This is a genomic window from Acidaminococcus sp. (genome assembly GCF_057597765.1).
In genome coordinates, this window is sequence record NZ_DBMBXK010000003.1 from 39122 (window position 1) to 51351 (window position 12230).

The window sequence follows — 12230 nt, forward strand, 5'->3', positions numbered from 1 at the left end:
CGGTCCGCGACCGGGGTGAATTCATTCACCCCCCTACTTCCCATAATCCCGTCCTACATAAATCACCACATCCCCGCTGCTGGGGCTTACGGCTCCCTGGATCAGCTGGAAGTCGAAAGGCAGGGCTCCGGTGCGCTCTTCGGCGGCGCTGCTGCCGGCATTGATCAGCACCTGGGTCCGGTCCATGGGGCTGCCGTTGGTGATGCTCACAATGGCAAACCCGGCGTTCCGGGCGTCATTGGCCGCTTCCACTCCGTACTGAGGATTGCCGCTACAGTTGACCAGGGAGGCCCGGAGGGTTTTCTGGGGCGGCGGGGGCGGCAGATTGGGCGCCGTGCTGCCCTTGCCGGTACCGCTGCTGTCTCCCACAGGCAGGGCCGCTTTTTCTTTGTCCATTTTCCGGGCTTTTTCCACGGCTTTCTTCAGTTCCTGATTCTGCACCTGGAGAGTCCGTTTCTCCCCGCTGCCGGCGGCACTGTTGGTGCCCAGCAGTTCGTCATACTTCTTCTTGGCTGCCTGGGCCGCCATCCGGTATCCTTCCCCTGGCTGGACCCCCTGGAGCTGGGCCACCTGCTGGCGCAGGGCCGTCATGTTGGGGATCCAGTAGCTGATGTCATCAATATAGGCGGGGCTTCCCTGGACCATGGCGGTTTCCAGCTGGGAAGTACCGGACACGTTCTTGGCAAAGGTCACCAAAAGAGATGCCAGGTCCCCTGCCGACAGATCCGTATCGATGCTCTGGTACAGGGTATGGGCGATTTCCGGGGCCCGGGTCAGGAGGCTGGCGGACCGGAGCTTGGCGAACACCGCCTTCATGAACTTCTGCTGCCGGGCCACCCGGCCGATGTCCCCTTCCTCATCCCGATACCGGACGTACTGGATGGCGGTGGTCCCGTCCATATGCTGCTTCCCAGGCTGGAGATTGATCACCAGGCCGTTTTCCCCGTCATAAGGGTCCGTATACTGCATGGACTTTTCCACGTCAATGTCCACCCCGCCAATGGCATCCACCAGCTTGATGAACCCCTGGAAATCCACCAGTACATAGTTGCTGATGGGGATCCCCAGGAAGTTTTCCACAGTCTTCCGGCTCAGTTCATGGCCTCCGTAGGCATAGGCATGGTTCACCTTGTCCCAGCCGTGGCCGGGAATGGAGACCAGGGTATCCCGGGGGATGGACAAAAGAGCTGCCTGGTTCCGGGAAGTGTCCAGCATGGTCACAAAAAGGGTGTCAGACCGGCCGGTATCGCCGCTCCGCCGGTCCACTCCCATCACCAGGATGTTCCGTTTCCCCTGGATCTGGGCCACCTGGCCCGGGTCCGGCTTCTTTCCCGGCCCCAGCAGGAAAAATCCCGCCACCGCCGCCAAAAGGACCCCGATTCCCGCAATCACCGCTTTATATTTTCCCAGCATGATGTTTCTCCTTTAAACGTTACAATTTATGATCATTCCTTCTTTCATTTCTATTATACCGTAAAAAAGAAATGGATGCATCAGAAAAAGGGGGTGTGAAAGAATTCACACCCCCTGGTCACGGGCCGCAGCTGGCGGAGAAGCAACAGCCTTGTTTCACTTCGCCTCTTCCACTGCCTCTGCCATTTCCTTTACGTACGCCTTCACCGGTTCCACGGCGTCTTTACCGTACTGGGCGCAGAGTTTCACGATGGCGCTGCCTACGATGGCTCCGTCGCTGATGGCTGCCATTTCTTTGGCCTGTTCCGGGGTGGAGATGCCGAAGCCTACAGCAATGGGTTTGTCGGAGACTTCCCGGATCTTGTCCACGATTTCCTTCAGGTTGGTGGTAATGGATTTCCGCACCCCGGTGACCCCCAGAGAAGAAACCAGGTAAATATATCCCTGGGCTTCTCTGGCAATCATCTGGATCCGCTGGTGGGAGGTGGGAGCAATCATGGAAATGATCTCCACCCCGTATTTTTCCGCTTCCGGAGCGATGGTGTCCTTTTCTTCATAGGGCACGTCCGGGACGATGACCCCGTCGATTTTCACATCCCGGCACTGCTGGAAGAACTTCTCCCGGCCGTAGGTGAAGATGGGGTTCACATAGGTAAGGAACACCATGGGGATCCGGGTCTTTTCCCGGACCCGGGCCAGCATGGCGAAAATGTCCTTGATCCTGGTCCCTGCAGCCAGGGCCCGGGTGTCCGCTTCCAGGATCACCGGCCCTTCGGCAGTGGGATCGGAGAAGGGGATGCCGATTTCAATGAGCCCGGCTCCTGCCTCTTCCATGGCATAGATCAGTTTTTCCGTAGTGTCCAGGTCCGGATCCCCTGCGGTAATGAAGGGAATGAACAGCTTCCCCTGTTTCTTGAATGCGTCAGTAATCCTAGTCATGCAGATCTACCCCCTTGTATCTGGCAATGGCTGCCACGTCTTTGTCCCCCCGGCCGGACAGGTTCACCACGATGATCTTGTCCTTGGGCAGGGTGGGTGCCAGTTTCATGGCATAGGCCACCGCATGGGCACTTTCAATGGCCGGAATGATGCCTTCCGTCCGGGACAGATATTCAAACGCTTCCACCGATTCGTCGTCGGTGATGGGCACGTACTGGGCACGGCCCGTATCGTACAGGTTGGCGTGTTCCGGCCCGATCCCCGGATAATCCAGACCGGCGGAAATGGAGTACACCGGGGCGATCTGCCCGTCTTCATCCTGGAGGAAATAGGATTCCATCCCGTGGAAGATCCCCGGTTTCCCCCGGGCGATGGTGGCGGCGGTTTCCGCGGTGTTCACTCCCCGGCCGGCGGCTTCCACCCCGATCAGCTGGACGTTTTTGTCCGGGATGAAATCGTAGAACAAGCCGATGGCATTGCTGCCGCCCCCTACGCAGGCCATGACCACATCGGGCAGCCGGCCTTCCTTCTCCAGCATCTGGGCTTTCACTTCTTCCCCGATGATTTTCTGGAAATCACGGACGATGGTGGGATAGGGATGGGGCCCCATGCAGGATCCCAGCACATAGAAGGTGTTTTCCACATTGGTGCACCAATCCCGCATGGCCTCGCTGACCGCGTCCTTCAGGGTGCCAGTGCCGGTGGTCACTGGCACCACTTTGGCCCCCAGAAGTTCCATCCGGTACACGTTCAGGGCCTGGCGGATGGTGTCCTCCTTGCCCATGTACACTTCACATTCCAGGCCCATGAGAGCCGCCACAGTAGCGGTGGCCACCCCGTGCTGGCCGGCGCCGGTTTCGGCGATGACCCGTTTCTTGCCCATTTTCTTGGCCAAGAGGCACTGGCCCAGGGCGTTGTTGATCTTGTGAGCCCCGGTGTGGTTCAGGTCTTCCCGTTTCAGATAGATTTTAGCGCCCCCCAGATCCCTGGTCATCTTTTCCGCATAGTACAGCAGGCTGGGCCGGTTGGCATAGTCATGGTACAGAGTCCGCAGTTCCTGAAGGAATTCCGGATCATCCTTGAACCGGTTGTAGGCTTCGTCCAGCTGCAGCACTGCGTTCATCAGGGTTTCCGATACATATTGGCCGCCATGTCTGCCAAATCTTCCATTGCTCATGATTCTTCCTCTTTTCTTACAGCGCTCACAAAAGCGCGGATTTTGTTTTCATCTTTCGTTCCGGCAGTTTCGATGCCACTGCTGGTATCCACCCCGAAGGGGCTGCACCCAGCAATGGCCGCCGCCACATTGTCTGCATCCAGTCCCCCGGCCAGGAAAAAGGGTCTGGGGAACCGGGCCTGCCGGAGCAGACTGTGGTCGAAGGTTTTCCCCAGCCCTCCGAACTGGCTGCCGGAATAGGTATCCAGCAGGAAATAATCGCAGTCATACCGGTCCAGGTCCCGGAGGCTTTCCGGTCCCCGTACCCGTATCACCCGGATGATGGGAGCCGTTGTCCGTTCTCGGAGGGCCTTCACATAGGCTTCGTCTTCTTCTCCATGGAGCTGGATCAGCTGGATGGTGCCCCGGTTGGCCAGGGCCGCCGCTTCTTCCACAGGAGCCTTTACGAAGACGCCTACGGCGGCAATGGCCGGGTCCAGCTGCCGGCGGAGGTTTTCCGCCTGTTCCGCCGTTACCTGCCGCCTGCCGGGGGCGAAGACGAACCCGGCATAATCCGGCTGGGCCCGGTTCACCATGGCCACATCCTCTGGCCGCCGGATCCCGCACAGCTTGATTTTCGTCACAGGACCTCACCCCGCAGTTCTGCCAGGGCGGCTTTCATATCCGGGCTCCGCATGAGGGTTTCCCCGATGAGCACTCCGTTGACCCCGGCCTGTTCCAGTTGGGCGGTCTGCTGCCGGCTTTTGATGCCGCTTTCCGCCACAAAGGGAATGGTTTCCGGTACCAGGGACCGGAGCCGGAGGCTGTTGCCGATGTCCACGGTAAAGTCCTTCAGGTTCCGGTTGTTCACTCCGATGACCCGGGCGCCGCTCCGGAGGGCCCGTTCCACTTCCTCTTCATCATGGGCTTCCACCAGGGCGTCCATGCCCAGGCTTTCCGCCAGCAGCCGGTATTCCTGGAGCTGGCTGTCGCTGAGGATGGCGGCGATCAGCAGGATGGCATCGGCCCCCAGGGTCTTGGCCTGGCACACCATGTAGTCATCCAGGGTGAAGTCCTTCCGCAGGAGGGGCGTTCCCACCGCCTGTCGGATTTCCCGGAGATACCGGTCGCTGCCCAGGAAGCAGTCCGTTTCCGTCAGCACGGAAATGGCGGCAGCCCCCAGGGCTTCATACTGCCGGGCAATGGCCACATAGGGAAAGTCAGGAGCGATGAGCCCTTTGGACGGAGAGGCCTTCTTCACTTCCGTAATGAAGTTGAGGCCCGGTCTCCCCAGGGCTTCCCGGAAGCAGCCCTCCCGGTCCCGGGGCAGGGCTTCCGCTTCCCGCCGGAGGGTGTAGAAGTCTTTTTCCTTTTTCTGTTTTTCCACCCGCTGCCGGGTGGCTTCTGCCAGGGTATCCAGGATCATGTTCCGCACCTTCCGTTTATTCGTTGCTGACTTTGATGACTTTTTCTAGGGCGGCCAGGGCCTTGCCGCTGTCAATGAGTTCCGCCGCCAGTTTCACCCCGTCAGCGATGGTGTCCGCCTTCCCGGCCACGAACAGGCCGGCCCCGGCATTCATGAGCACCGCATTCCGTTTGGTGCCCTGGAGCTTCCCGGAGAGGATGTCCCGGGTGATCCGGGCATTTTCTTCCGGGGTCCCTCCCACCAGGTCTTCTTTCTTCCCGGGAACCAGACCGAAATCTTCCGGCCGGATCACCGAAGACCGGTAGTACCCGTCCCGGAGCTCACAGATGGTGGTGGGCCCGTTGGGAGAGATTTCGTCCAGTTTTTCCTGGCCGTAGGCCACCAGGCCCCGTTTCACCCCCAGGGAACACAGCACCTTGGCCAAAGGTTCCACCAGGTAGCCGTCATAGACCCCCAGGAGGAACATTTCCGGTTTGGCCGGGTTGGTAAGGGGCCCCAGGATATTGAACACGGTCCGGAACCCCAGTTCCTTCCGGATGGGCCCCACATACTTCATGGCTGCATGGTATTTCTGGGCAAACAGGAAGCAGAAGTTGGTCTCCTCCAGCATTTTCAGAGCCAGGGCCGGATCCTGCTGGATGTTCACCCCCAGGGCTTCCAGACAGTCCGCGGTGCCGCACAGGGAAGAAGCGGCCCGGTTCCCGTGTTTGGCCACCTTCACCCCGCCGGCGGCCAGTACCATGGCGGAGGTGGTGGAAATGTTGAAGGAATGGGCTCCGTCCCCGCCGGTGCCCACGATTTCCATCACTTCCATCCCGGGATGGGGGACGGGAGTGGCCAGGGACCGCATGGCTTCCGCACAGCCGGTGATTTCGTCGATGGTTTCCGCCTTGGCGCTTTTGGTGGAAAGAGCCGCCAGGAACGCTGCATTCTGGGTGGGAGTGGTCTTGCCTCCCATGATCTCCAGCATCACTTCCTTGGCTTCGTTGTAGGTCAGGTCTCCTTTGTTGACCAGTTTGATGATGGCTTCTTTAATCATGATCTATGCCTCCTGCTTGCTGCTTGGTGATTTTCAGATCCAGGAAATTCCGGATGATGGTCATGCCTTCCGGGGTCAGGATGGATTCCGGATGGAACTGGAGTCCGTAAATGGGATAGTCCCGATGTTCCACCGCCATCACTTCCCCGTCTTCCGTAGTGGCCGTTGCCTTCAGGACTTCCGGCAGGTTATCCGGGTCGATGGCCAGGGAATGGTACCGCCCCACCAGGATCTGTTCCGGCAGGCCCTTGAACAGGGGGGAAGTCCGGTCCAGGGTCACCGTGGACTGCTTCCCGTGCATCAGCTGCCGGGCGTAGGTAACGGTGCCTCCGAACACTTCTCCGATGGCCTGATGGCCCAGGCACACCCCCAGGATGGGGAATTCCCCTTTCAGTTCCCGGAGAGCCGGTTCGCAGACCCCTGCATCGCAGGGCCGGCCGGGCCCGGGAGACAGGATCAGGTGGTCCGGCTGGAGCTTCCGGATCCCTTCCACCGTAATGGCATCGTTCCGGATCACCTGGATGTCCGGGTTCAGGGTGCCCATATATTGATACAGATTGTAGGTAAAGCTGTCGTAGTTGTCGATGATCAGTTCCATGTTACGCCTCCGTGGTTGCTTCCAAAGCCTGCCGTACGGCCGCTGCCTTGTTGATGGTTTCCATGAATTCGTCCTCCACCTTGGAGTCGGCCACAATACCGCTGCCGGTCTGGAAGGAAACGGTGTCCCCGTATTTCACAGCGGTGCGGATCACAATGCAGATGTCCATGTTCCCGGCAAAATCCAGGTATCCCATGCCCCCGCCGTAGGGTCCCCGCCGTTCCGGTTCCAGTCCATCCAGGATCTCACAGGCCCGGACTTTGGGAGCCCCGGAAAGGGTCCCGGCCGGGAAGGCGGCACACAGGGTGTCGATGGCATCCTTCCCTTCCTTCAGAGTACCGGTGACCCGGGTGGTCATGTGCATCACATGGGAGAACTTTTTCACCAGCAGATGATCATGGACTTTTACGGACCCGAATTCCGCCACCTTGCCCACATCGTTCCGGGCCAGGTCCACCAGCATATTGTGTTCCGCCAGTTCCTTGGGGTCCGTCTGCATGTCCCGTTCCAGGGCTTTGTCCTCCTCTTCGGTCCGGCCTCTCCGCCGGGTGCCCGCAATGGGCATGGAGGTGATTTCCCGGTCCTGGACCTTGATCAGGGTTTCCGGAGAAGAACCGGCGATTTCCAGATTGTCGTTCTTCAGCAGCACCATGTACTGGGAAGGGTTGGTGGTCCGGAGGATCCGGTACATGTTGAACAGATCCTGGTCGTAGGAAGCGGAGAACCGCTGGGAATACACCGCCTGGAAAATATCCCCCTGCCGGATGTGTTCTTTGATCTTCTCCACATTTTCTCCATAGGTCGCTTTGTCCTGATTGCTGGTGATGGGCCCCAGATGAGCCGGTGTGAAGGCCGGCGGCGCCACCGGCTGCCGGACCAGGGCTTCCATGGCATCCAGGTTCTTCTGGGCCTTGGCGTAGTTCCCTTCCAGGTCATCGGTCTTGATGTTCACGATCAGGTACATTTTCTGGAGCACCCGGTCGAAGGCGATCACCTTGTCGAAGAGCATCAGGTCGAAATCCGGGAAGGCCGTGGCCTTGGCCGGGTCGAAATGGAGGCTGGGTTCACAGTACTGGAAAAAGTCGTAGGAGAAATACCCTACGAACCCGCCGGTAAAAGGAGGCAGCCCGGGGATTTTGGGGACCCGGTAGGCCTTCAGGATGGACCGGAGGGCCTCCAGGGGCCGGTTGGGATCTACCGGGATCCGGCTGCCGGCAAATTCCACCTGGGCGTTCCGGTCCTTGGCCCGGAGCCGGACAACAGGGTCGAAGCCGATGAAGGAATACCGGCCAGCCTGGTCGTTCTGTTCCAGGCTTTCCAACAGGAAATACCGGCTGCTTTCCTTCCGCACCAGGCTCACCAGGCCGATGGGAGTGGCGGTATCCGCCAGGATTTCCCGGACCACAGGCACCGCCGCATATCCCTGGGCCAGGGCTTTGCTTTCTTCCAGACTCTGTTGTTTCATGACTGTTCCTCCTTACTGATAAAAGAAAAAGACATCCAGGTTGGATATTCCACCTGGATGCCTGTTCCTGCAAGTCACTGTCTCTGCAATAAAAAAACACCTGTCCTCCTACAAGGACAGGTGTCATAACCTGCGGTACCACCCTGTAATGGAGCCAAAGCTCCACACCTCAAGCAGAATGCCAACACATTCCTCACCGGTAACGTCGGTGCTGCGTCGCGGGATACTTTCCGAAGATTTCATCGCGCCCTCAGTGGTCCATTTGTCAGACTGCCACGGTCCGGCTCTCAGCTTCCCGGACTCTCTGTGCGCACATTTTCTGGCGTTATCTCCACCTCAAAGGTTTTTGGTTCTTATTGAATTGATGGTTGTATAGTAGCACTGGAGAAACAGCTTGTCAAATATTTTTTCTGAAAAAGTTTAAATTGTTCACTTCTGTATCTCTTTTAACAGTTTCTGGGACTTTTGTTTCTGTACACTCTACTCTTTTTCATACACATCTGCAAATTCCGGTTTCCGGTCGAACTGGACCCGGGCATAGGAACACTGGGGGATGATCTTCACCCCGGCTTCCCGGGCCATGTCCGCCACCGCCCGGACCAGTTTCCCGGCCAGGCCCTGGCCTCCGTACTGGGGATCCACAATGGTGTGTTCCAGGGTCCAAACCCCGGGACGGATCACCCCATAGGTGCATTTTCCGATTTCCACGGCCCCGTCATACAGGGCCGCCCGGAAGTTTTCCGGTTCCTTTACAAGACGAATGGTGTCCATGAATTTCTCCTTTCAAGGCCTGGCCGCTGAAGCAGCCAGGCCGGTCAACGGTCAACGGCCGATGGAAGAAAACTGCCTTGGCAGTTTTCTCTGAATAACAAGACCCTCACAAATATTTCAAGGCCAAGTATATGAGCAAAGCAATATAAACCCGCAGCATATACGATTTCACTTTCCTTTGGGTCTTGCTTTCCAGATTTTTGCTTTCGGTCCAGCCCAAAATCAAAAAAATAACAACGACTGCCCGAATGAGATAATGATAAACGGTTTCCAGCTCTTCCAGATTTCTTAAAACAGCAGAAAACGGTGAAAGATAAAAAGCCAGAAGCAGTTCAGCCAGCCCCAACAGCCCAAACATCACCCGCCAGGCTGTTGCTGTTTTTCTCTCTGCAGCCTCCCATATGACATAGTAAAACGTCCGGAAAGCCCCCAGAAGGAAAAAAATGCTCATGATCATGGTTTATCTGCCTTTCTGGAACTTTTACTGAATCAGTCGGTACGGGCAGTGGCTTTTAAGTTTTTGCAGCCAATGACCATATGGTCTCCTGAATTGAACAGGATATCCATTTTGATTTTATCGTTTTGCCGTTTGGTGGTTACACTGAAAATATAGGTTCCTCTTCCCCAAGGTTCCCGGCAGCTCATGAGAAAAGCATACAGTCCTTGGGCTTCTACTGCCACCCTGGTATGAGGATTGGCCAGTTGGATCACCAAATTGGCCCGTTTGTTCCCGTACTCCAAATTGACGGACAGGATTTCCCCATCATGGAAGTTCAGTTCACCCCAATCACCGTCATTTTCCATTTCTCTCCCTTTCAAGCGGACTAACCGGGCGGAATCGCTGCGCAACCCTTGGTCCGCACCTATGGCACCTGTCACATCCCCGATGATAGTCCGTAGGGGCGGTTCAAGGCTTTTGCAAGCAAAATGTCGACAAAGCCGCCCGTCCACGCCGGTTCACCGCAAAAGGATGCCAGATGCCAGGCATCTGCCTTTGAACGTATTGACCCCCTGGGCGGCCGGGATGGGCTCGCCCCGGCGAGCCCTTACAACGTTGGGGTCAAGGACCAACGGAAAATCAGAGAAACGGGGTTTCCGAAAAATCCGTTTCTGGGACCGTTGGTATCCAACATTCGATTCCAACGGCGTAGGGGCGTGCCAAAGGCCCGCCCTTCCCGGCCTGCGGTTTTCTATATTCCCAGGAACCCGCCCGGCGGGTTTCTTCCATTGGCTAGAGGCTAGTGACCATCGACTGCCAGCCCGTACCAGCTGCGGGCTCCCCGGCGTGGAGCCCCTACGGCACCGCAATGAATCATTGGATTCTGACATCCAACGGCCGCTGACAGCCTTTTACTCTTCCACCGTCACCTTGGTCCCCACTTTCACACAGGCCTTCAGCTTTTCCAGATCTTCATTGTTCATCCGGATGCAGCCTTCGGAGGCCCGGGTGCCGATGGAGGCCGGGTCGTGGGTGCCATGGATGCCGATGCCGTCCCATTTTCCCTGGCTCATGCTCCGGGTGTCCAGGCTGATGAACCAGGGCCCGTAGGCGTGCTGGATCACCCCTTTGCCGTCGTGGAAATCATGGGACCAGTTGGAGGCATCGATGATTTCATCCACCGGGAAGGTTCCCTCCGGGGTCTTCATGTCCCCGCTCACCTGCTTCTGCCCGGGATTCTTCCCCAGGGCCACCGGCCATTGGGCCACCGGTTCCCCGTGGTCCAGAAGGAACAGGGTGAATTCTCCTTTTTTGACCAGGATGGAGTAGTCATGGGGTTCCGGGGTCTGGCGCACATCCCCGGTAACAGCCGGTGCCGCCGGAGTTTCCTCTGCTTCTTCCGCCGGCTGTCCGCCCCGGCAGCCTTTGATGGCGAACCCCGCTGCCAGCAGCAGGACCAGGATGAAAAAGACGCCCCAGGCCGGTCCCTTCCATCTCCGTTTTTGGTACGCGTCATGATATTTTCCCATGGTCCCCTCCTTTCCGGAAGCCGGTTACAAACGCCGGCAGAACTGGACCGAAACGTACCCGGTCTGGCCGTTGTCCCGTTTCACCCGGTACCAGTTGTCCTTCCGTCCGGTGATCTCCACCTTTTCTCCTTCATCGAAATAGTCCACAATATCCGTATTGGTTCCGGCACCCGCCCGGAGACGCACGTCGGTACCGGTGATCTTTCCGAAGGATTTGTCCGTCTTTTTCCCGTCCGCGGCTTTCTGGTCAGCCCCTTCCGCCTTGGGCTGGGTCTTGAGAGCCGAAGTTCCCGGTTTCTTTTCTTCCTGGGTCACCGCCGGTTTGGTATCGGACCCGGCATCCTTCTGCCTGGCAAAGAAGATTCCTGCCCCGGCCGCCGCCAGCATCAGGAGGATCACCAGGGCAATCCATTTGCCCCGGCCGCTTTTGTGGGGCAGATCTTCCCGGGGCTGGAAAGTCTCAAAGGAAGCCTTCTGGGGCTGGGGTGCCGGCTGGGTTGCTCCCTTTTCCTGCTGGTCCGGCTGAGCCGGGGCCGCCGACTGCTCCACCGGCGTGCCGCAGACCGGACAAAATTTTTCCTCTTCCGTCAGCTGATTCCCGCAATGGGCACAAAATTTCGCCATGGGTTACGCCTCCTGCCCCTCAGTCCGCATCCTGGTCATTGATCTTGGTGGATTTGATCTGGACACTGATCAGGGTGGGACTCTTCTGTTTCACGATACCCACGCATTTCCCCTTCACATTGACGAAATCCCCGATTTTCAGATCATTGACGATGCTGGCCCGTTTGGCCGGCACATCCACCAGCACCTGATAGGTCTTGCCGCCGTTTTTCCGGCTTTCCAGGGTAATGCTGTAATTCTGGGAATTGTTGAACTGCCCCTTCCATTTTACCTTACCGGAAACCTGGACGGTCTTGTCCTTGTATTTTTTATCTCCGGAACTCTGGTCCCGGATATAGTCATCCACGATTTCACCGGATTTCACCTGGATGGGTTTGCTGCCGCCCCCAAAGACGAAGAACAGTCCCAGGACCACCACAAGTACCCCGATGATGGCCAGGATCTTCTTTTTCTTTCCGTTACCCTCCGGAGGCATCCGGAAGTTCTGGAAGCCCTGGTTCCCGCCGCCTCCCTGGCCGCCGGAAACCGGTTCCGCCACCACTACTTTGGAAGTTTCTTCCTGAGCTGGCTGTACGGATTCAGCCGGCTTTTCATCTCCGGCACCCTTTTCCTCCGGCTTTGTTTCCTTCAGCCGGGTACCGCATTCGGTGCAGAAATCATTGGCCGCCGGGTTCATATGACCGCATTTGGGGCATTTCACCACCGGATCCTGTTTGGCGCCGCACTGGACGCAGAACAGGGCATCGTCCGCCAGTTCGCAGCCGCACTGTTTGCATTTCTTGGACATAACCATTCCCCTTCCGTATAAGGAAACCATCCCCAACTCCCGGT

Annotated in this window: 14 protein-coding genes; all 14 read right to left on the minus strand. The window is 57.9% G+C overall.

The window, feature by feature from the left end; all coding sequences use genetic code 11:
* Window positions 1-33 precede the first annotated feature (33 nt).
* Window positions 34-1413, minus strand: a complete 1380-nt coding sequence (locus ACZOF8_RS02420; RefSeq protein WP_154487659.1) for an LCP family protein — start codon at window positions 1411-1413, stop codon at window positions 34-36.
* A 156-nt stretch (window positions 1414-1569) separates the two neighbouring features.
* Window positions 1570-2352 carry a tryptophan synthase subunit alpha gene (trpA, locus tag ACZOF8_RS02425; protein ID WP_022487483.1) on the minus strand — a complete coding sequence of 261 codons (783 nt, stop codon included), beginning with the start codon at window positions 2350-2352 and terminating at the stop codon, window positions 1570-1572.
* Window positions 2345-3529, minus strand: coding sequence for a tryptophan synthase subunit beta (trpB, locus tag ACZOF8_RS02430; RefSeq protein ID WP_022487484.1), 1185 nt, complete (start codon window positions 3527-3529; stop codon window positions 2345-2347). The genes trpA and trpB overlap by 8 nt, the downstream gene beginning before the upstream one ends.
* Entirely contained in the window at window positions 3526-4152 is a 627-nt protein-coding gene (locus ACZOF8_RS02435) for a phosphoribosylanthranilate isomerase (protein WP_022487485.1), read from the minus strand. Before ACZOF8_RS02435 ends, trpB begins: the two co-directional genes overlap by 4 nt.
* A complete protein-coding gene (trpC, locus tag ACZOF8_RS02440) occupies window positions 4149-4934 on the minus strand; it encodes an indole-3-glycerol phosphate synthase TrpC (protein WP_487426521.1) in 786 nt (261 codons plus the stop codon). The genes ACZOF8_RS02435 and trpC overlap by 4 nt, the downstream gene beginning before the upstream one ends.
* Window positions 4935-4950: 16 nt before the next feature.
* Window positions 4951-5973 carry an anthranilate phosphoribosyltransferase gene (gene trpD / locus ACZOF8_RS02445; RefSeq protein ID WP_022487487.1) on the minus strand — a complete coding sequence of 341 codons (1023 nt, stop codon included), beginning with the start codon at window positions 5971-5973 and terminating at the stop codon, window positions 4951-4953.
* A complete protein-coding gene (locus ACZOF8_RS02450; RefSeq protein ID WP_022487488.1) occupies window positions 5966-6571 on the minus strand; it encodes an anthranilate synthase component II in 606 nt (201 codons plus the stop codon). The genes trpD and ACZOF8_RS02450 overlap by 8 nt, the downstream gene beginning before the upstream one ends.
* Before the next feature lies 1 nt (window position 6572).
* Window positions 6573-8036, minus strand: a complete 1464-nt coding sequence (locus ACZOF8_RS02455; RefSeq protein ID WP_154487655.1) for an anthranilate synthase component I family protein — start codon at window positions 8034-8036, stop codon at window positions 6573-6575.
* A gap of 480 nt (window positions 8037-8516) precedes the next feature.
* Complete coding sequence (locus ACZOF8_RS02460) at window positions 8517-8807, minus strand: GNAT family N-acetyltransferase (RefSeq protein ID WP_154487653.1); 291 nt, start codon at window positions 8805-8807, stop codon at window positions 8517-8519.
* A gap of 106 nt (window positions 8808-8913) precedes the next feature.
* The gene (locus tag ACZOF8_RS02465) at window positions 8914-9264 is read right to left on the minus strand and encodes a hypothetical protein (RefSeq protein ID WP_154487651.1); all 351 of its coding nucleotides are present in this window, start codon (window positions 9262-9264) and stop codon (window positions 8914-8916) included.
* Window positions 9265-9296: 32 nt separating this feature from the next.
* Complete coding sequence (locus ACZOF8_RS02470) at window positions 9297-9611, minus strand: hypothetical protein (RefSeq protein WP_154487649.1); 315 nt, start codon at window positions 9609-9611, stop codon at window positions 9297-9299.
* A gap of 546 nt (window positions 9612-10157) precedes the next feature.
* Complete coding sequence (locus tag ACZOF8_RS02475) at window positions 10158-10775, minus strand: L,D-transpeptidase (protein WP_487426522.1); 618 nt, start codon at window positions 10773-10775, stop codon at window positions 10158-10160.
* 24 nt (window positions 10776-10799) lie between these two features.
* Entirely contained in the window at window positions 10800-11399 is a 600-nt protein-coding gene (locus ACZOF8_RS02480; RefSeq protein WP_487426523.1) for an SH3 domain-containing protein, read from the minus strand.
* A gap of 19 nt (window positions 11400-11418) precedes the next feature.
* A complete protein-coding gene (locus ACZOF8_RS02485; RefSeq protein WP_195839600.1) occupies window positions 11419-12186 on the minus strand; it encodes a double zinc ribbon domain-containing protein in 768 nt (255 codons plus the stop codon).
* Between the last annotated feature and the right edge of the window lie 44 nt (window positions 12187-12230).